Raw genomic sequence first — 20,525 nt, 5'->3', positions numbered from 1 at the left:
ATCGCCCCACTCTCACGGGATCATTTGAATTCGACAGGGAAACCGATCGCTGGCGACGGCAGATCGACACCGAACCATTGTTTGAACGATGCCGCGTAGGTCGGGAATTCAACGCCGGTCATGGCTTCATGCAGTGCGGTGTTGACGAAGTTCAGCCAGTCCTGATCGCCGCGTTTCACCGCACACGCGTAGGTTTGCGGGCTCCAGGCGTAGCTTGGGCTGCGATAGCGGCCAGGGTTCTGCACCATCAGGTATTTGACCGAAGACTGGTCGGTGGCGGCGGCATCGGCGCGGCCGGAGTTTACGGCCTGGTACATCAGGTCGACGCTGTCGTATTGATCGACCTTGGCTTTGGGCAGGGCCTGATGCACCAGCTCTTCGGCGTAGACGTTTTGCAGCACCGCCACGGTGACGCTGTCGCCGGCGGCTTGCAGGTCTTCGATTTCCTTGTACTTGCTGTTGTTCGGCAACAGCAGACCGACGCCTTCGCGGTAGTACGGCAGGGTGAACGCCACTTGCTGTGCACGGCTGGCGGTGACGGTGATGAACTGGCAGCTCATGTCGACCTTGTCGGTGAGCAGATTGGGAATCCGCGCATCGGACGACTGCACGACGAACTCAACTTTGCTTGGGTCGTTGAACAGACCTTTGGCCACCATCCTGGCGATGTCGATATCAAACCCCTGCAACTTGCCGTCCGCGCCCTGAAAGTGCCACGGCGCATTGGTGCTGCCGGTGCCCACGATCAACTTGCCACGGGCCAGAACACTGTCGAGTTTGCTATCGGCTGCCTGGGCCATACCCATGACAGCGGACGAAGCCGCAAGAACAAAAACACACGCTTTGAACAACGAAGGACGGCGATGCATGGCAAGCACTCCAGGATGGTGTTTATTCCGCTATACCGGAACACGGTTTGTTACTACGGAATAGACAGCAGAAAGTGTGCCACAGGATGGTTGGGGAATCTGTAGTGGAATTAAAAGTTTTCGAAATCAAAGAGATGCAGAAAAAGATAATGACGCTGTTACCGGAGGCGCCATGAAGACTCGCTACCGTTGGCTACACATGCCGGGTATTCGCGCCACATTGCGAGGCGCATGACACAAAACAATGCGCGTGACACCTGTCAACTCCGACAGTAGGCGTACGGTGCTTGCTGGATTACCGTCAAGCGATCCAGCCACACCTGAAAAGGAGATTCTGATGAGCGCGAATATCCCTCTCGCCACTTTGCCGCCTACCTATCGCAAAGCCCTGAAAACCTGGCGACCGGTGATCCTTTATTTCGCCAACGAACATTGCCCCGCATGCGAGTGGGCCGGTCCGGTTTTTCGCCAGACTGCCGAGCCGTACCGGCATCGCGCGAATATCTACATGCTCGATACCAGCGAAAGTGCGCGTCATCCGCTGGTGACCGGGACACCAACCGTGCTGTTCTACAAGAACGGCAGACTGGTAAAAAAACTTAAAGGCATCGGCACGGAGGAAACCCTCGCACGGGATTTCGCCGAGCACATCGGCAAGACCAAAGCGCCCACTGCGCCCCGTAAACGAACGCATGATCTGCCTTGGCTGCGTCGAACATTGCGTACTCTGCGCACTGTTCCTCGGGCACGCCTGCGGAGTCTGTGTTGAACATGCGGACTGAACCGTCTGCAGTGACATCTATATAGGCTGACAGACTGCCATCGCTGGCAACCCAGCTCACACAGGTTCGGTATCGATCACACGTTCTGAGTCCGATACCAAACCCTGTGGGAGCTGGCCTGCCAGCGATGGAGCCTTTTGGCCGACAGTGCTTTTAAGCGGCAGCGCGCACCAACAACACCCGCGTCACCCGCCGCTCTTCCACCGCTTTGACCGTCATATGCCAGCCTGCATGCTCCAGGCGATCACCGATGACCGGCAATCGATCCAGCAGGCTCATCACTAACCCGGCCATGGTCTGATAGTCCTCGGTCGGCTGCGCACCAAAGCCAGTGCGCTCCCGCACACGCATCAGGTTCAGCGCGCCGCTGACCACAAACCCACCCTGTTCCTCGACCACGTCCGGGCCTCCGATTTCGCTGGCATCGGGCAACTCGCCGGCGATCGATTCGAGGATGTCGGTCATGGTCAACACCCCGACGAAATCGCCGAACTCATTGACCACAAAAGCAATGTGAGTCGATGCGGCACGCATCTGTTCCAGCGCGTTCAGGATTGAATAGCTGTCGAGTAGATTGATGGTCTTGCGTGCCAGATGCTCCAGATTCGGCTCGGTGCCAGCCAGGTATTCCTTGAGCAGCTCCTTCTTGTGCACAAAGCCCAGCGGCTCATCCACCGCGCCGTTGCGAATCAACGGCAGACGCGAATAAGACGAGTGCATCAATCGGGTCCGAACGGCCTCGCGGTCATCGGCCAGATCAAGGGTGTCGACATCGGCGCGCACGGTCATCAGCCCGCGTATCGGGCGCTCGGCCAGTTGCAGCACGCCGCTGATCATCACCCGTTCGCGACGATCGAACAGCTCGGCACTCGGCGCGTCACCGTCGTCAAGCAGGTCGGAAATGTCCTCGCCAACCTCCTCCACTGCCAGTTTGCGCCCGCCCAGCAAGCGCATGACCGCGTGTGCCGTACGCTCGCGTATCGGCCGCAAACCCTGCATCGAACGCTTGCGGCGAGCCCGGGCGATCTGGTTGAACACCTCGATCAGAATCGAGAAACCAATGGCGGCGTACAGATAACCTTTCGGAATGTGGAAGCCCAGACCTTCGGCGGTCAGGGCAAAACCGATCATCATCAGGAAGCCCAGACACAGCATGATCACCGTCGGGTGCGCGTTGACGAAGCGCGTCAGCGGCTTGCTGGCGACAATCATCAAGCCAATCGAGATGATCACCGCGATCATCATCACTGCCAGTTCATCGACCATGCCCACGGCCGTGATCACCGCATCGAGCGAGAACACCGCGTCGAGCACGACGATCTGCGCGACGATCGGCCAGAACAAGGCATAGGCGGTGTTGCTCGTACGTTCGCCGATGTGGCCTTCCAGGCGTTCGTGCAATTCCATGGTGGCCTTGAACAACAGGAACACACCACCGAACAGCATGATCAGGTCACGGCCGGAGAAGCTCTTGCCGAACACCTCGAACAACGGCTGCGTGAGGGTGACCAGCCAGGAAATACTCGCCAGCAGGCCAAGGCGCATGATCAGCGCCAGCGACAGACCGATAATCCGCGCACGGTCACGCTGATGCGGTGGCAGTTTGTCCGCCAGAATTGCGATGAACACCAGGTTGTCGATACCCAGCACCAGTTCCAGCACGATCAATGTCAACAAGCCCAGCCAGGCTGTGGGATCCGCTAACCATTCCATAAAACGTCTCTATCTCTCTCGATGAATTCAGGCTGCCGGACACGGCAAAGCGCAACGCGAAGGCTCAAGGGCCGCGTTAGCAACGATAGTCGGAAGTCGGAAAACCGGATGTTGCGAGTGCGTCAAGACCGCGCCGTGGCGCGAGGGGAAGGTGCGACTGGGAGGCTCCGAGAGGGTGTTCATGCAAATCCTGAATGAAAAATGGCCTTGGAGCGTACAGGCTTTGGGAACATTTCCTACAGCAGCAAATCATTTCAAAATCTGTAACAGCTCTCCAGACACCCGTGTAGGAGCTGCCGCAGGCTGCGATCTTTTGATGTTGTTTTTAACAATCAAAATCAAAAGATCGCAGCCTGCGGCAGCTCCTACAGGGGCAATGTCAGCGGCCAGCGAAGCGTAGACGGGACAGCTGACGCAAATCCCCTTCGATGTAATAGTCATTCGTCCAACGGTCATCCACCGCCAACGGACTGACCTGCTTCAACGCCAGTTTCTTCGCAAAATACCGAAAGCGGTAATGCTCATAAAACCGCAGCAGCTCCAGCCCGTAACGATCCGCCAGATCGGTGTCGCCGCGAATGATCAGGTAGTTTTCGTCGTTGCCATTACTGGCCGAAGCACTGAGGTTGTGGCTACCGCTGATGATCGTTGGCGTGTCTGTGGTGAAGTCGGTGACCACCGCTTTGGTGTGCACCAGCAGGTTGCCCTTCTGGCCCTTCATGTTCTCGCGCAACCAACCTTCCAGCCCGGTGTTGAGCAGCGCAGTGGCGGCGAATTCGGCGCTGCGATCGGCGTGAAATCCGGTAATGCGGCTGGCGGTGTTTTGCAGGCCATAACGCAAAATGTCGTCGTGGGGCTGCCCCAGCAAAGCATTCAGAATGGCGTCCGGCAGGGAGAACGCGGTGACGAACAGCACGTCCTTTTTCGCCGCGCTGATGATCCGTACAAACGCCTGCAGATCCGCACCGCCGGTACGCGGTGAGAAACCGGCGAACAAAGGTTGCTGCGGCTTCATCGGATTATGTTCGGTCACCCAGTCACGGGTTGCGCCGACATCATCCGGCTGCGTCCAGACCTGCTCGAACGTTTGCAGATAACTGGCAACAATCGGCTCATCGTCCAGCACATGCACCACGTTGGCCTGCCGATAAACCCCGTTGGCGGTGAAGTTGGTGCTGCCACACAAAACCGCTTCAGGCTGATGAGCGCCGATGGCATCGATTCGGCTCAAAACCATGAATTTGTTGTGAAAGATGTTGTGGGTCACGCGCCCGCGTTTGTTCGCAGGAGGCAGCGCCGTCAGACTGGCTTCGTTGCGGGTGGTGTCTTCGTCATCCGGTCGCGCGTGATACAGCACCCGCACTTTCACCCCTCGCGCGAATGCGGCGTTCACCGCATCGATGATCGCCTGCAACTGGTATTCGTAGATGGCAATGTCCAGCGCCCATTGGCCGTCAAGCGCGCGCTCGATAAAGCCGATCAGCCGCCCGAGCAAGCCGTTTTCCAGCCATTGCCGAGCCGCATCAGGCCAGGCTTCGATGGGCATGTTTTTGTTGGCGCTGATCTGCGCGTCGAGGTCGGGAAACTTGCGCTGGAATGCCTGACTGGCGGCGACGGCGCGATTGAATATCACGCTTTGATTGCTCGGGTGACCGTCATCGGAGGTGATCGTCAGCTCCAGCGACTCGCCCAACTGCACGGCATCCGCAGTGCCGTAGGCCAGATGCACGCGATAGTGAAGGGTCATTCCCGGATTGACCGCGTAATCGGCCCAGCGAAATTTTTGCAGCGGCGCGGTATCGCTCGGTGTAGCGTGGAACTGGGGGAAGGTATGCGCCTTGCCAGGGAACGTCAGGCTGTTGAACAGGAACAACCAGGGTTTGCTGCCCTGCTGCTTTTCGATGGCAAAGCCGAGCAGGTCTTTGCGTCGAGGCTCGGCCAGATCCATGGCCAGCAGCACGCCGTTGGTGCCGGCGTAGGCTTTGACGCGGAAGTCGTCTTGAGGGTTTTTGACCAGTACGCGCATCGCTCACTCCTTGTGATTGGGCTGGGGGCAGCATAGTGCAGTGAGGCGGGTTCTGGTTGTTCGGCTCCAGACCGGGTCGATGCAATCGCGAGCAGGCTCGCTCCCACAGGGGAACGCATTCCAAGGTGGGAGCGAGCCTGCTCGCGAAGACGGCCGATCAATCGCCGAAACCGTCAGATCGAAATCAGCTCATCGATATGTCGATACTCGGCATCCAGCGCCGTCGCCAGATCCTTGGCCCGACCCAACCGAATCGGCCCACGTTCGATATCGATCAACAACCCCGGACACTCCAGCGCCGGCAACCCCGACCACTGTTTCAAACGCCCATCAGTCACCAGCAGCAAGCGTTGCTGCTCGGCAGGAAAGCGCTTGCGCCGCACCGCCAGCCACTGCCCGGCCTGCACCAGCGCCGCCAGCAACGGTGTGCCGCCGCCTGCACCCAGGGCCTCCAGCCAGACACCCAAGCCGCTGGACGCCTTCAATCCCTGCACCTGCCATTTCGGTGCCGAACCACTGGCCGTCAGCAAGGCCAGTCGTGCCCGTTGGTGGTAAGCGTCGTCGAACAGTTGCGCGAGCAGACCTTTGGCATCGCTCAAAGCCTGATGGCGCCGCGTCGACGCCGAAGCATCGACGATCACCAGCCACAGTTCATGCGGTGAACGCGTGCGCAATTGAAACAGCAGATCTTCACGCGTCCGAGGCCGCCCGTTGAGTAACGTGCCCGGCCAGTTCACCGTACCGCTGCGGGCGGTATGGCGTTTGCCTTGGCGCCCGTTGTCCAGCCGACCGGCGCGGGGTCTGGCATTCGCCCCCGCGTCGGATCGGGGGCGAATGCCTAAGGCTTTTTTGGCCAGCTCGGCACTTCGCGACGGGCACCGGTGGCGAGCGCAGGCGCCGGCATGTCGCCCCACTGCCCTTGCCCTTCGTTCGGTGAAGCCTGAGCGTCGGCCGGCGCTTGTGTCGGTTGCGGCGGACTCGATGGCGCTTGCTCACGGCGCCGATGGCGCAGGGCAAACTCGGCCACGGCGTCGATATCCTCTGCGCCAATCACCTCAGCTCCGCGCCAGGCTGCATGGGCACGTGCGGCGCGCAACCAGACCAGGTCGGCACGCAGACCATCAACCCCGGCGGCGAAACAACGCTCGGTGATCTGCGCCAATGCGGCATCGTCCAGCGCAATATTGGCCAAGGCGCCGCGAGCGTGTTCGCAACGCGCGCGCAAGGCTTGCTGCTCGGCTTGCCACTGTGCGCAAAACGCTTGCGGGTCACTGTCGAAATCCAGGCGCCGACGAATGATCTGCCCGCGCTCGGTCGGTGCCGTGTGGCCGCTGAGGGCGACGTTCAAGCCAAAGCGGTCGAGCAGCTGAGGACGCAACTCACCCTCTTCCGGGTTCATCGTGCCGATCAACACGAACTTTGCCGAATGCCGATGGGAAATGCCGTCGCGCTCGATCAGGTTGGTGCCGCTGGCAGCCACGTCAAGCAGCAGGTCCACCAAGTGATCGGGCAGCAGGTTGACCTCATCGACATAGAGTACGCCGCCGTCGGCCTTGGCCAGCACGCCCGGCGAGAACTGCGCGCGCCCGTCACTCAGCGCAGCGTCGAGGTCGAGGGTGCCGACCAGACGCTCTTCGGTGGCGCCCAGCGGCAAGGTGACGAATTGACCGCTGGCGAGCAGATCGGCCAGGCCACGGGCCAGGGTGGATTTGGCCATGCCGCGCGGGCCCTCGATCAACACGCCGCCGATTTTCGGGTCGATGGCGGTGAGGCACAGGGCGAGTTTCAGGTCATCGGCGCCGACCACGGCGGAGAGGGGGAAATGCGGGGTGTCGGTCATTTGGGTTTTCTCTGTCGTGGTCTTGGGTGTTCTTGGTGTGGTGGTGTGTCAGTCGGGGTGGCCCTCACCCTGGCCCTCGCCCGGAGGGAGAGGGAACTGACCGAGGTGTTCTTTCGAGGTACGCCGACCTGAATTATCGAGTTGAACTCAGGCCTCAAAGCCAACACAAATCGGCCCCCTCTCCCTCCGGGAGAGGGCTGGGGTGAGGGTAGCTTTTGAACGGCTACATATCTTCCTCAATATCCAGCAGCAGATTCTCCAGCGCCTCTTTATAAGCCCCCGGTTCCTGCCACATCCCGCGCTGCTGTGCCTCAAGCATTCGCTCGGTCATGTCCCGCAGCGCATGCGGATTATGCTCGCGAACAAATTCCCGGGTGGCAGGATCAAGCAAATAGGCATCCGCGAGCAATGCGTACTGATGATCGTCGATCAACTGCGTCGTCGCATCGAAGGCAAACAGGTTATCAACCGTCGCGGCCATTTCGAACGCGCCTTTATAGCCGTGGCGCTTGACCCCGTCGATCCATTTCGGATTGACCGCTCGCGAGCGAATCACCCGGTTCAGCTCTTCTTTCAGGGTGCGAATCTTCGGCAGATCCGGTTGGCTGTGATCGCCGTGATAACTCGCCGCCGCTTCGCCGCGCAGGCTTTCCACCGCTGCGAGCATGCCGCCCTGGAACTGGTAGTAATCATTGGAATCGAGCAGGTCGTGCTCGCGGTTGTCCTGATTCTGCAGCACCGCTTGCACCTGACTCAGGCGCTGCACGAACTGCTCGCGCGCAGCGGTGCCTTCGTCGGCACCGCCGTAGGCGTAAGCACCCCAATTCAGATAAACCTCAGCGAGATCTTCGCGGCTCTGCCACAAGCGACCGTCGATCGCGCCCTGCACGCCTGCGCCGTACGCGCCGGGTTTGGCACCGAAGATCCGCCATCCGGCCTGACGTCGCGCGCTGTCCTCATCAAGGCCCGATTGCAACAGCGCCTCGCGCTCGGCTCGTACTTTGGCCGCCAACGGGTTGAGATCGTCCGGCTCGTCGAGTGCCGCTACTGCCTGCACCGCCGCATCGAACAGGCGAATCAGATTGGCAAATGCATCGCGGAAAAAACCGGAGACTCGCAGCGTGACATCGACGCGCGGACGATCGAGCAAGCTCAGCGGCAGAATCTCGAAATCATCGACGCGCTGACTGCCCGTGGCCCACACCGGACGAACGCCCATCAACGCCATGGCCTGCGCAATGTCATCGCCGCCAGTGCGCATGGTCGCGGTGCCCCACACGGATAATCCGAGCTGGCGCAGGTGATCGCCGTGGTCTTGCAGGTGACGCTCAAGAATCAATGTGGCGGACTGGAAACCGATGCGCCATGCGGTGGTGGTCGGCAGGTTGCGCACGTCCACCGAGTAGAAATTACGGCCAGTGGGCAGGACGTCGAGGCGACCTCGGCTGGGTGCACCGCTCGGGCCGGCGGGGACGAAGCGACCGCTGAGGGCGTCGAGCAGGCCGCGCATTTCCGCTGGGCCGCAAGCGTCCAGGCGTGGGGCCACGACTTCGCGCAGAGACTGGATGATCACATTTACATCAGACCACCCCGGGTCCTGTGGGAGCGAGCCTGCTCGCGAAAGCGGTGTGCCAGGTAAATTGATGTCGGCTGACACTCCGTCTTCGCGAGCAGGCTCGCTCCCACAAGGGATTTGTAGGGATTCGGAGATCAACGCTGCGGCAAACAGCTCGAGGCGCTCGCGGGTGTCGCCAGCGGTGCGCCAGACTTCATCGCTTTGCGCTTGCAGTGCTTCGGGGCGCGGGCCAGTCCAGGGATCGGCCAGCGCGCAATCGAGCGGATCGAAACCCAGTTCGAACGCTTTGGCCAATGCGCGCAACAGACTCGACTGCGCGCCTTTGCCATCGCCACGTGGAATCCGTAGCAGCGCGAGCAACGTGTCGATACGCAAACGTCCCGTCGGCGACTCGCCGAAAATGTGCAAGCCATCGCGAATCTGCGATTCCTTCAGATCACACAAATAGGTATCGAGGCGCGGCAGCCAGATCGCCGCATCGGCGTCGCTGTCCAGCGCGGCATCGAGTTGCAGTTCGCGGTCGATCTGCGTCTCGCGCACCAGTTGCAGAATGTCGCGCTGCAACTCACGGGCGCGGCGCGGATCGAGCAGCTGCGCTTCGTAATACTCGTCGGCCAGCAGCTCCAGATTGCGCAACGGGCCGTAGGTTTCGGCGCGAGTCAGCGGCGGCATCAAGTGGTCGATGATCACCGCTTGCGTGCGCCGTTTGGCCTGCGCGCCCTCGCCCGGGTCATTGACGATAAACGGATAAATGTTCGGCAGCGGACCGAGCAACGCGTCCGGCCAGCAGTTCTCCGAAAGACCGACGCCTTTGCCCGGCAGCCATTCAAGGTTGCCGTGCTTGCCAACGTGGATCACGCCGTGGGCGCCATAGGTGTTGCGCAACCAGAAATAGAACGCCAGGTAAGCGTGCGGCGGCACCAGATCCGGGTCGTGGTAGACCGCGCTCGGATCGACCTGATAACCGCGCGCCGGTTGAATACCGACGAAGGTCAGGCCAAAGCGCAGACCGGCAATCATCATCCGGCCGTCGCGGCACATCGGATCGTTTTGCGGAGCGCCCCAGCGTTCGATCACAGCGCTGCGATTAGCTTCCGGCAGCGCGTTGAACATCGTCAGGTAAGCGTCCATTGCCAGACTTTGCTGGCACGGGCGCAGATCAATCGTGTCGAGATCGTTGCTGACGCCACCGAGCAATTGCTGGATCAACTCGGTGCCGCTACTCGGCAGCTCAGCCGTGAGCGGATAACCCTCAGCCTGCAACGCTCGCAGGATATTCAGCGCCGCTGCCGGCGTGTCGAGACCGACACCGTTGCCGATGCGGCCATCGCGGGTCGGGTAGTTGGCAAGGATGAGCGCAATGCGTTTTTCGCCATTCGGCACTCGCGCCAGATCGATCCAGCGCCGCGCCAGTTCGGCGACAAAATCCATGCGCTCAGGTTGTGCGCGGTAGCAGACCACATCGGATTGGCTGCGCTCGCTGCGCCAGGCCAGATCCTTGAAGCTGATCGGCCGGCTGATGATGCGCCCGTCGAGTTCCGGCAAGGCAATGTGCATGGCCAGATCGCGCGGGCCGAGGCCTTGCTCGCTGTCGCGCCAGCCGGGTTCATTGTCCTGCGCGCAGATCGCCTGAATCACCGGGATATTGCGGCGAAACGGCCGCAAGTGCGGTGCCTCAGGGCTGGACTGGGCAAACCCGGTGGTGTTGAGAATCACCCCCGCCTCGACTTCATCCAGCCAATCCTCGACCACCGCCAGGCAGCCGGGTTCTTTCAAACTGGCCACGGCGATCGGCAGCGGATTCAGCCCCGCCGCCTGCAAGCGCTGACAGAACACATCGATAAACGCGGTGTTCGCCGCTTGCAAATGCGAGCGGTAAAACAGCACCGCCGCCACCGGGTTTTCCGGCAGCCATTCGGTTTGCCAGTCACTCAGTGCGGCGGAGGTTTTGTTCGGATGGTAAATCGCCGTGCGCGGCAGCGTCTGCGGTTCTTCCCAAGCGTAATCGCGAGCCAGCCAACGGTTGGCCAGACAGCGGAAGAAATCCAGCGCATTGCCCAGACCGCCCTGACGCAAGAACTGCCAGAGGCGATCACGATCCACGGCGTTAACGGTGCTCAGGTCGCTGAGTTCCGGATCGGGACGGTCATCGCCCGGCACCAGAATCACCTGCACACCGCGCTCGGATAACTCGACCAAGCGCTCGACGCCGTAGCGCCAATAAGCGATACCGCCGTGCAGCGAAATCAAAATGACCCTGGCGTGGCGCAGCACTTCGTCGACGTACAGATCGACCGATGCGTGATTCTGCACCTGCATCGGGTTGGCCAGACGCAGGCTCGGGTAATCTTCGGGCAATTGCTGCGCGGCTTCGGCAAGCAGCGCGAGGCTGGAGTCGCCGCTGCACAGGATCACCAGCTCGGCGGGGGTTTGGCCAAGGTCGGCAATGTTGTCATCCGAGACGAAACCGCCGGGCTGGGTCCTGAGCAGGTGCATGGCTTAAACGCTGAGCGCGGCGCGCAGTTGCGCTTCGAGTTGGGCGGCGTCGAGTTCCTGGCCGATCAGCACCAGACGCGTCACGCGTGCTTCATCGGCGCCCCACTGACGGTCGAAATGCTTGTCGAAACGCGTACCCACGCCCTGGATCAGCAGACGCATTGGCTTGTTCGGAATCGCCGCGAAGCCTTTGACACGGAGGATGCCGTGCTTGACCACCAGTTGCGTCAGCGCGTCGAGCAGCAGGCTTTCATCGGCTTGCGGCAGTTCGATGGAGATCGAATCGAAAGCGTCGTGATCGTGGTCGTCGTGATCGTCATCACCGTCGTGGTGATGATCGTGATGGCTGTGACGGCTGTCGATGTGTTCCTCGGAACCGGCGCCGAGGCCGATCAGCACGTCCAGCGGCAAGCGGCCATTGCTGGCTTCGATGATTTTCACCGCTGGCGGCAGCTCTTCGGCGACTTCGGCGCGGACCCGCGCGAGATCTTCCGCGCTGGTCTGGTCGGCCTTGTTGAGGATCACCAGGTCGGCGCTGGCCAGTTGGTCGGCGAACAGCTCGTGCAGCGGCGACTCGTGATCGAGGTTCGGGTCGAGTTTACGCTGGGCGTCGACCTGGTCCGGGAACGCAGCGAAGGTGCCAGCAGCGACGGCCGGGCTGTCGACCACGGTGATCACTGCGTCAACGGTGCAGGCGCTGCGGATTTCCGGCCACTGGAAGGCTTGCACCAGCGGTTTTGGCAGGGCCAGGCCCGAGGTTTCAATGAGGATGTGGTCGAGGTCGCCGCGACGCGCGACCAGTTCACGCATCACCGGGAAGAACTCTTCCTGAACGGTGCAGCACAGGCAGCCGTTGGCCAGCTCGTAAACGCGGCCGGTGGCTTCTTCTTCGGTGCAACCGATGGTGCATTGCTTGAGGATTTCACCGTCAATGCCCAACTCGCCGAACTCGTTGACGATCACCGCGATGCGACGGCCCTGCGCGTTGTCGAGCATGTGCCGCAGCAGCGTGGTTTTGCCCGAACCGAGGAAGCCGGTGACGATGGTGACGGGGAGTTTGGCCAGTGTTTTCATCGGTATGCCCTTTGGCAAGCGGCGGGCATACGGGACGAGAACCGGCCACGCGCGTGCGCGCCGGAAGCGTTCGCCACCGGATCACCCCGCCCGGTTGTAGTGAGAATCTGTGACGAGGCAGGTCTCCTGGCTGACGGTGTTCAGGCGCGGGGCCTGGCGTTTGCTGCGCCTTCCCGCTGGCTCGTCAGTTGAGCTGGCAGTGGCGTGGCAGCGAACATCACCGTTCACAGTTGCGGGGGCAGCCGCGGCATTGACCGCGTTCCCTTCTTAGCTTCGGCAACGGCCGAAGAACCTCGAATGCGCAAGGCTACGCATCGGGTGGTTACGGGTCAATGGGGTTGGGTTTTGGTTACGTGAGCATATCCGTTGCTTCGGTTGCCGCCGCTGGCGGTTTCGCTCTTACAGCGAGTCCCTTTTTCAAACGCCAAAAAGGAACCAAAAGGCTTTGCCCCTGGCGTACGGCACTTCGCTGAGGCTCAGTGTTCCCTCGCTACGGTGTCCATCCGGGGGCATCGCCTACGGTTTGCTTCGCTGCACCTCCTCTCGATGTATGCGGCTACGCCGCACGGCGCTGCGCGCCTAACCCCCGGATGAACACCTTCGCTCGGCCTGCCGATGGGGCAAAAGATCAAAAGCCAAAGCCAAAGCCAAAGCAAGATCACAAGCCAGATCAAAAGCCAGATCAAAAGCCAGATCAAAAGCCCCTCACCCTAGCCCTTCCGAAACGTTGGACCGACCGTAGGGAGCGGGGACTGATCGAGGTGTTTGGGGGAGATACGCCGACGTGCGACACCGCTTTGAACTCAAATGTTGAAAAGCCCAAAAATCGGCGCCCTCTCCCTCGGGAGAGGGTTGAGGTAAGGGGATAATCCAACACCGAACCAAAGCCGAACACCCGCTCTTCACCACTCAATAGGCCGAGTGTCAGCTCGCCTGCTTTTGATCTTGATCCGCGGGCGACGTCGGAAGGCTGAGTGGAGGGATTGATCCGGGCGTGGGAGCGCAGCGACCGTTTGGCGAAGCCAAACACAGCGAGAGTAGGTGCAGCGAAGCAAACCGGAGACGCTGCGCCCGGATCGATCCCGGAGCGAAGGAACCCCGAGCCCCAGCGAGCGGGCCGCACGTAGGAGCAAGCCCTTTTGGTTACTTTTGGGGCGTTTGCCAAAAGTGACCCGCCGTAAGGGCGGAACCGTAATCAGCCACACCCGCAGCAACGGACCCACCCCAAAAAATTGACTAAAAACCCAACCCCATGCTCTCCTACAGACCTTGTTACGGGTGCCCTTCACAGGGTGAAACGGGAAACCGGTGAATCATGTGCTTTACTCAAGCCCATGTCAGTCCGGTGCTGCCCCCGCAACGGTAAGCGAGCGAAGCGTCAGATCCACTGTGCCAGCACGGCATGGGAAGGTGACGCTTGCAGGTCGGCCTGACGCCAACCCCTCGTGAGCCCGGAGACCGGCCCGCAACACACAGCCCGCATTTGTGCGGCGCTGAACATAACAAACCCGCGGTGGGCGGGCGCTGTTCGAACCTCTGCGAGCCCGACCCGCAGGGGTTTTCATGCGCTCTATTCACCCACTGACACTCCAGAGGGAAGCGCCATGTCGATCATCAGCAGCACCGGCAACAACACGGACAAAATCGCCAGCACCACCACCCTGAGCCAACGCCTGACCGCCGCTATCTTCGCGTCGATCCTCGGCGCCAGCCTGGTGTATTTCGCCGGTTTCTCACACATCGAAGCGGTACACAACGCCGCCCACGATACCCGCCACAGCGCCGCGTTCCCGTGCCACTGAGGCTTGCCGACATGATCAAGCGTATTGCGCAAACCGCAGGCTTCACCGGTCTGCTGGCCGCCCTGCTCCTCACCCTGCTGCAAAGCTTCTGGGTTTCCCCGTTGATTCTGCAGGCTGAAACCTTCGAGAAGTCCGAGCCGGTGGCGGTTCACGAACACGCCGCTGGCGTGGCTGCGCACACCCACGATGCCGAAGCCTGGGAGCCGGAAAACGGCTGGCAGCGTGTGGTTTCGACCACGGGTGGCAATCTGGTAGTGGCCGTCGGTTTCGCCCTGATGCTCGCGGGCCTGTACACCCTGCGCGCTCCGACCAAGACCTCGCAGGGCCTGCTCTGGGGCCTGGCCGGTTATGCGACTTTCGTGCTTGCACCGACCTTGGGCCTGCCGCCTGAACTGCCCGGCACCGCTGCGGCCGATCTGGCTTCGCGGCAGACGTGGTGGATCGGTACGGCCGCCTCTACCGCTGTCGGCCTGGCCCTTATCGTGTTCGGCCGTCACTGGCTGATGAAAATCCTCGGTGTGGCCATCCTCGCCGTGCCCCATGTGATCGGCGCACCGCAACCGGAAGTGCATTCGATGCTCGCGCCGGAGGCATTGGAAGCTCAGTTCAAAATCGCTTCGCAGTTGACCAACGTGGCTTTCTGGTTGGCCCTGGGCCTGATCAGTGCCTGGTTGTTCCGCCGCAAAAGCGATGGTCAATACCACGTATGACCGATGACCGCGCAGTGCCGACCTTTGTGGTCGGTCTGGGCTGCCAACGCGGCTGCCCGGCCAGCACGCTGCGCGCGTTACTCGATCAAGCGTTGCAGGCGCATCGCATTGAGCTTGAGGCGGTGAAGGCATTGGCCAGCATCGACTTGAAGCGTGACGAGCCGGGCCTGCAAGAACTTGCTGCACAACTGGCCCTGCCCTTGCTGTACTTCAGCAGTGACGAGTTGGCCAGCTACCAACAGCGGCTCAGTCACCATTCACAAATCGCTTACGAACGCACCGGTTGCTATGGCGTCGCCGAAAGTGCGGCACTGGCCCTCGCCGAACAACTGATTCAAGCCCCGGCAAAACTGCTGATTTCCCGGCAGAAATACGCTCAGGCCACGTTGGCATTGGCCGGCGCGGCGTAAAATCCCGATAATCCCCGCCATTGATCATGAGCGTTGTTCATCTGCAACGCGGTCATGCCCTCTTTTACTCAGGATTTAACGATGACCGTCTACTTCATTGGCGCCGGCCCCGGCGACCCGGAACTGATCACCGTCAAAGGCCAGCGGCTGATCCGCAGCTGCCCGGTGATTATCTACGCAGGTTCGCTGGTGCCGGCGACGGTGCTCGACGGCCATCAAGCTGAAACGGTGGTGAACAGCGCCGAACTGCACCTGGAACAGATCATCGAACTGATCAAGACCGCGCATGCCAAGGGTCAGGATGTGGCGCGGGTACATTCCGGCGATCCGAGTCTGTATGGCGCGATTGGAGAGCAGATTCGTTATCTGCGTGAGTTGAATATTCCGTTTGAGATCATTCCGGGCGTGACTGCCACCGCAGCCTGTGCGGCGTTGCTGGGTGCGGAACTGACGTTGCCGGACGTGTCGCAAAGCGTGATTCTGACCCGCTACGCCGATAAAACCGCCATGCCGGCGGGCGAAGAGCTGGGCAGCCTGGCGCAGCATGGCGCGACCATGGCGATTCATCTGGGGGTCAATCATCTGGACAAGATTCTGGCGGAGCTGCTGCCGCATTACGGTGCGGATTGCCCGATTGCGGTGATTCACCGGGCGACGTGGCCAGATCAGGATTGGGTGGTGGGGACGCTGGCGGATATTGCCGGGAAGGTTGCGGCCAAAGGGTTTCGGCGTACGGCGTTGATTCTGGTGGGCCGGGTGCTGGGCAGTGAAGTGTTCAGCGAGTCATCGTTGTATCGCGCGGGGCATGCTCACCTCTACAGACCCTGAAGCAATTGTGGCGAGGGCGCTTGCTCCCGCTGGATCGCGTAGCGATCCCAAACCCGGACAACCCATTCATCACGGGAAAATGCATTGTCCGGGTTGTGACTGCTTCGCAGTCAAGCGGGAGCAAGCTCCCTCGCCACAACGCCGTTTTACCTCGCAGCGAACACCTTAGTAGTAGGCGTTTTCTTTCTGCGTGTGGTCGGTCACGTCGCGAACGCCTTTCAGCTCAGGAATACGCTCGAGCAAGGTGCGCTCGATGCCTTCCTTCAAGGTTACGTCCGCCTGGCCGCAGCCCTGGCAACCGCCACCGAACTGCAGAACGGCAATGCCGTCTTCAACCACATCGATCAGGCTGACCTGACCGCCGTGGCTGGCCAGCCCCGGGTTGATTTCGGTTTGCAGGTAGTAGTTGATGCGCTCGTTGACCGGGCTGTCGGCGTTGACCATCGGTACTTTGGCGTTTGGCGCCTTGATGGTCAGCTGGCCGCCCATGCGGTCGGTGGCGTAGTCGACAACGGCGTCATCGAGAAACGCTTCGCTGAACGATTCGATATAAGCGGTGAAGCTTTTCAGCCCCAGCGCGGTGTCCTCAGGTTTTTCTTCGCCCGGCTTGCAGTAGGCAATGCAGGTTTCGGCGTACTGGGTGCCAGGCTGGGTGATGAAGACGCGGATGCCGATGCCCGGGGTGTTCTGCTTGGAGAGCAGATCAGCCAGGTAATCGTGGGCGGCGTCGGTAATGGTAATAGCGGTCATGGAAACTCCTCGCAGGCTTGGGCGCAGTTTACGCCAATCGTTGCGCCGGACAAAGTCCTAGTATTTTTGTCGGGAAAGATTCTCGTCAGGCGTGTCGTCGATTCGTGCCTTGAGCCAGCGATAGCTGCGTTTTTCCACCCATTCGTAGCTAAACCAGGAGCCGACGCCGATGGCCAGCACGCACAGCATAAACATCACATACGGATTGATAGCGTAGCGTCGGGCCAGATAACCGCCGGCGGACAGCACCAGCACGTGCATCAGGTACACCGAATACGAGCAATCGCCGAGCAGCTTGAGCACACGACTGCGCTCGACATAACGCTCAAGGGAGATACACGCCATGACCAACACCGCGCTCGGAACGCCCCAGTTGAGCAGCCTCGGCGCCGGAGCCAAGTGATAGATCGTCAGCAGTGCCGCGACGATGGCAGCCAGCGGCAGCCAAAAACCGGGGCCGATCCAGCCCCGCCGATAGAGCATGCCAATGCCGATCCCCAGCAGAAACTCATAAACAATGTCCGAGCGATAGAACTCGCTGATCCAGCCAAACCCGGTCCAGGCCTGACACACCGAAAACAGCAACGCGGCGACTACCAGCAGACGCACCTGCAAGCGAAACAGCAGCGCCCAGGCAAACAGCACGTAAAACAGGATTTCGTAATTCAGCGTCCAGCCGACATTCAGCGTCGGATAGAGGCCGTAACCGCCGGGGTTCTCGGTAGGAATGAACAGCAACGACAGCAGCAGATGCCCCCAATCCACGGTTTGATCCGGCAGCAATGGTTGGGCGAACACCACCAGCAGCGCCATCAACAGCGTGTACAGCCAATACGCCGGGACGATGCGAAACAGCCGATACAACAGAAAACGCGCGGGCGGCAGCGGTTTGTTTTCGGTCGAGAGGAAAATCACCAGACCGCTGATGACAAAGAACACATCGACACCCACCGCGCCTTTGTCGATAAACAGTTGCCCGATCGGCCCGCGCGCCTGGAAGTCGAAGAAAATCTGCATGAAGTGGTGACAAACCACCGTCCACGCCGCAAGCGCACGCAGGGCTTGCACTGAAATCAACATCACCTGCTCCCGTCCTCACCCTCAAATCCACCTCAATCCCTGTAGGAGCTGCGGCACGCTGCGATCTTTTGATCTTGATTCTGAAAGATCAAAAGATCGCAGCCTCGTTTCACTCGACAGCTCCTACAGGGTATTTGCGGTGTTGCTAATGGATGGGACAGCAGCCTCGCCTCAAACGATCAAAGATTCTGGTAGCGGTTCATGTCCAGCACGCCCTCTTCCACCGGGTCGGTTTCGTGCAGGTACTGGCTCAGATCGTGGAAATAGAACCAGAATTGCGGATGACTGCGGCGAATCCCCCAACGTTCGACGATTTTCTCGAAACGGTTGGCATCCTTGGCGTTTTCCATTGCATCAACAAACTCCGGCACTTGATCGGCAGGAATGTTGAACATGAAGTTCGGATAGCTGCTGAGCACGCCCGGAGAAATGGTCAGCGTGTCGAGCCCAGGCTGATAACGCAGCGACTCGCCGAGCAGGAACGCCACGTTGCTGTGCGCGCGGTTGCGCAACAGGCTGTAGACCTCGCGTTTGCCGTTGGCGGTTTCAATGCGCAGCATCGTCGCTTCCGGCAGCTGGTCAATCACCTTCAAACCGGCCGCCGGGCGCGAGGTCAGGCGACTCAGCGCCTGCTCGGCATTTTGCAGCGCCGGGTCGATATTCGGCCGCGAGCAGTAAGCGCCGTCGCAGCGATTGATCGGATCAGGGTGCGCATTGAGATCACCGTAACGCGCCAGTAATTGCATGGCGAAGTCGTATTTCGGGTCTTTCTCGTCGAGTTTCAGCGCCGTCGGCTTATCGTCGTCAATCGCCTCGTAATCGAGCCACATCTTGAACTGGCCGCTGTTCTGGTACCAATCGTCGAGGTAACCCTCGCGGGAATCGGCGGGCATCAGGCGCAGGAAGTTCTGCTCGGCACCGTTGCGGATCAGGTCGAAATACAGACGGGTTTGCGCCTGATGCGAGACATTGCCGAACACATCGAAGTTGACTGCCAACTGGTAATAGGTACGTTCGAGCAGCGGATAGTCGAACAGCCACATTGTCTGTGGCACCTCGCCGATCAGGCCTTTAGTCACCGAAGCACTGTCGAAGTGGCGGAAAATGCTCAGCAACGCGTTGTCGTTGCCGGCCCACAGAGTCGACCAGCTCGGCGCAGGCACATCGGCGTAGCTGTCGCGGCGCAGTGCCTCGTACTCGTTACGTTTGTTGCGGTAGTTGTGCCACAGGCTCAACACGCTGCCGACATCGTCGTTCTGCCCCGGCATGGCCAACAGCGGCGTAGCCTGGCCGCGATAGGTCGGGTCGGTGATGTAGAGGTCGTGTTCCGGTGCCTGAAACAACGCCCAGAAGTTGTCGCGGATAACGTCGGTCGCGATTTGCCCGCGGCACACCGGGCCGCGAATAAAGGTGCGCACGAAGTATTCGGCGTTATCGAGCATGAACTGGTAACGCGCCTGCGCCGGAATCGCCTCAAACGTGGCGAATGGATTGGCGCGGCTCTGCGGACCGTAACCGGGCAAAGCGTTGGCCTGCCAGTTGCCGCTGTAGAACAGGCTTTTCACCCGCGCCATCTTCGCCGCGCTCAGCGGGTAGGTGATGTGGGTCTTGTGTACGATCACCCCTTGCACCGGCCACAAGCGGTAATACACCTGAGTGCCCGGATCGTCGTTCGGTCGGCGGGTGGCAATCAGGTCGATTGGCTGCCCGGTCGGTGTGCGTGAACGCACCCACTGGAAATAATGCCCCGGCTCGCCGTCCTTGAAATAGATATGCGCGAGGAACCAGTGCTCATACAGCCAGCGCCCGACCAGACTTTGCCGCGCGCCGGGAGTATTGAGCAGGTTTTCCCACTGGACGATCTGCAACGCCTCTTTGGCGCTTGGCGCCAGGCCTTGTTCGTCAATCGGCGCCCCCGAGGCCAGCCAGCGCTGCAAGGTCTGATACTGCTGATCGGTCAGCCCGGTGACTGCCAGTGGCATGCCTTCTTTAGGATGCGCGCCGGCGTAACCTTCGAACTCGGCGGGCATCGCACACATATTCTCGCGGTTCAGGCCCAGCACGATGTCTTCCGGCAATTTGGCGTTGGGCTGCAACGGGGTTCTATGACCCAGTTCCAGCATCCGTGCCATCAACGCTGCCTGGCTGCCCTGTGCATCAAGTACCGAATAAAAGTCCTTCTGCTGCCAGGCGCGCTTGCCGAAAGCGTCGTAAAAAAGTCGCGTAGTCGGCGCCGCTTTAGTGCGCTCGCCGTCATACACAGGCATTTTGCTCGCGCCACGGGCCGCACCCTCACCACTGCCGAGATTGAGCTGGCACGCGGAGTCGTAGCAAGCGTGGCAGGCCACGCACTTCTCGGTGAAGATTGGCTGAATGTCGCGGACGTACGAAATCGAAGAAGAAATGGCAGGTGCAGTCGCTGGCTCTTGCGCCACGGCGCCCCAGCTGAGAAACAGCAACACAAAACCAATGACGCGGTAAGACATGCTGCTGATCCCGATTTTAAAAAAACGCCGCGATTCTACCTTATGACTTGCGTACCAACATGAGCGATATTCATGCAAAAGCT

General features: G+C 60.6%; 16 protein-coding genes and 2 riboswitches. Of the genes, 6 read left to right on the top strand and 10 right to left on the bottom strand.

Annotated features, from left to right (window positions below):
- Positions 1-20 precede the first annotated feature (20 nt).
- Positions 21-869 carry a transporter substrate-binding domain-containing protein gene (locus BK670_RS06585; RefSeq protein ID WP_123449107.1) on the bottom strand — a complete coding sequence of 283 codons (849 nt, stop codon included), beginning with the start codon at positions 867-869 and terminating at the stop codon, positions 21-23.
- A 337-nt stretch (positions 870-1,206) separates the two neighbouring features.
- Here BK670_RS06585 and BK670_RS06580 point away from each other — a divergent pair, with 337 nt between their 5' ends.
- Positions 1,207-1,638 carry a thioredoxin family protein gene (locus BK670_RS06580; RefSeq protein ID WP_123449106.1) on the top strand — a complete coding sequence of 144 codons (432 nt, stop codon included), beginning with the start codon at positions 1,207-1,209 and terminating at the stop codon, positions 1,636-1,638.
- A 166-nt stretch (positions 1,639-1,804) separates the two neighbouring features.
- Here BK670_RS06580 and BK670_RS06575 read toward each other — a convergent pair whose 3' ends face one another.
- Positions 1,805-3,364, bottom strand: coding sequence for a TerC family protein (locus tag BK670_RS06575; protein ID WP_123449105.1), 1,560 nt, complete (start codon positions 3,362-3,364; stop codon positions 1,805-1,807).
- A gap of 181 nt (positions 3,365-3,545) precedes the next feature.
- On the opposite strand from BK670_RS06575, the gene BK670_RS29585 reads away from it, so the two are divergent.
- Positions 3,546-3,764 carry a hypothetical protein gene (locus BK670_RS29585; RefSeq protein ID WP_185036730.1) on the top strand — a complete coding sequence of 73 codons (219 nt, stop codon included), beginning with the start codon at positions 3,546-3,548 and terminating at the stop codon, positions 3,762-3,764.
- Here BK670_RS29585 and BK670_RS06565 read toward each other — a convergent pair.
- The 5 genes from BK670_RS06565 to cobW all read right to left on the bottom strand — a co-directional run bounded on the left by BK670_RS06565 (position 3,744) and on the right by cobW (position 12,376).
- Complete coding sequence (locus tag BK670_RS06565; protein ID WP_123449104.1) at positions 3,744-5,390, bottom strand: phospholipase D-like domain-containing protein; 1,647 nt, start codon at positions 5,388-5,390, stop codon at positions 3,744-3,746. The genes BK670_RS29585 and BK670_RS06565 overlap by 21 nt on opposite strands.
- 173 nt (positions 5,391-5,563) lie before the next feature.
- A complete protein-coding gene (locus BK670_RS06560; RefSeq protein WP_185036738.1) occupies positions 5,564-6,247 on the bottom strand; it encodes a vWA domain-containing protein in 684 nt (227 codons plus the stop codon).
- Positions 6,229-7,230, bottom strand: coding sequence for a magnesium chelatase ATPase subunit I (locus tag BK670_RS06555; RefSeq protein WP_123449103.1), 1,002 nt, complete (start codon positions 7,228-7,230; stop codon positions 6,229-6,231). The genes BK670_RS06560 and BK670_RS06555 overlap by 19 nt, the downstream gene beginning before the upstream one ends.
- Positions 7,231-7,453: 223 nt before the next feature.
- Complete coding sequence (gene cobN / locus BK670_RS06550) at positions 7,454-11,302, bottom strand: cobaltochelatase subunit CobN (RefSeq protein ID WP_123449102.1); 3,849 nt, start codon at positions 11,300-11,302, stop codon at positions 7,454-7,456.
- Between the two features lie 3 nt (positions 11,303-11,305).
- Positions 11,306-12,376 (bottom strand): cobalamin biosynthesis protein CobW, encoded by a 1,071-nt coding sequence (cobW, locus tag BK670_RS06545; RefSeq protein ID WP_103485159.1) that lies wholly within the window; start codon positions 12,374-12,376, stop codon positions 11,306-11,308.
- 99 nt (positions 12,377-12,475) lie between these two features.
- A riboswitch (cobalamin riboswitch) is annotated at positions 12,476-12,687 on the bottom strand.
- A 948-nt stretch (positions 12,688-13,635) separates the two neighbouring features.
- Positions 13,636-13,857: riboswitch (cobalamin riboswitch) on the top strand.
- 123 nt (positions 13,858-13,980) lie between these two features.
- Between cobW and BK670_RS06540 the strand changes: the two genes are divergently transcribed.
- The 4 genes from BK670_RS06540 (at position 13,981) to cobM (ending at position 16,126) form a co-directional block, all read left to right on the top strand.
- Complete coding sequence (locus BK670_RS06540) at positions 13,981-14,178, top strand: CbtB domain-containing protein (protein ID WP_123449101.1); 198 nt, start codon at positions 13,981-13,983, stop codon at positions 14,176-14,178.
- Positions 14,179-14,189: 11 nt separating this feature from the next.
- Positions 14,190-14,888, top strand: coding sequence for a CbtA family protein (locus BK670_RS06535; protein WP_123449100.1), 699 nt, complete (start codon positions 14,190-14,192; stop codon positions 14,886-14,888).
- Positions 14,885-15,298 carry a cobalamin biosynthesis protein gene (locus BK670_RS06530; RefSeq protein ID WP_123449099.1) on the top strand — a complete coding sequence of 138 codons (414 nt, stop codon included), beginning with the start codon at positions 14,885-14,887 and terminating at the stop codon, positions 15,296-15,298. Before BK670_RS06535 ends, BK670_RS06530 begins: the two co-directional genes overlap by 4 nt.
- A gap of 81 nt (positions 15,299-15,379) precedes the next feature.
- Complete coding sequence (gene cobM / locus BK670_RS06525) at positions 15,380-16,126, top strand: precorrin-4 C(11)-methyltransferase (RefSeq protein ID WP_123449098.1); 747 nt, start codon at positions 15,380-15,382, stop codon at positions 16,124-16,126.
- Between the two features lie 165 nt (positions 16,127-16,291).
- Here the strand turns inward: cobM and nfuA are convergent, their stop codons facing one another.
- The 3 genes from nfuA to BK670_RS06510 form a co-directional block, all read right to left on the bottom strand.
- Positions 16,292-16,876, bottom strand: coding sequence for a Fe-S biogenesis protein NfuA (gene nfuA, locus BK670_RS06520; RefSeq protein ID WP_123449097.1), 585 nt, complete (start codon positions 16,874-16,876; stop codon positions 16,292-16,294).
- 57 nt (positions 16,877-16,933) lie between these two features.
- Positions 16,934-17,956, bottom strand: coding sequence for an acyltransferase family protein (locus tag BK670_RS06515; protein ID WP_123449096.1), 1,023 nt, complete (start codon positions 17,954-17,956; stop codon positions 16,934-16,936).
- 179 nt (positions 17,957-18,135) lie between these two features.
- Positions 18,136-20,442, bottom strand: coding sequence for a fatty acid cis/trans isomerase (locus BK670_RS06510; protein WP_123449095.1), 2,307 nt, complete (start codon positions 20,440-20,442; stop codon positions 18,136-18,138).
- Positions 20,443-20,525 lie beyond the last annotated feature (83 nt).

Origin of the sequence: Pseudomonas fluorescens (genome assembly GCF_003732425.1) — a bacterium.
In the GTDB taxonomy this organism is placed as follows: Bacteria; Pseudomonadota; Gammaproteobacteria; order Pseudomonadales; family Pseudomonadaceae; genus Aquipseudomonas; species Aquipseudomonas fluorescens_BE.
Note: the sequence above shows the minus strand (reverse complement) of the source record. Positions and strands in the feature narration are given on the sequence as shown.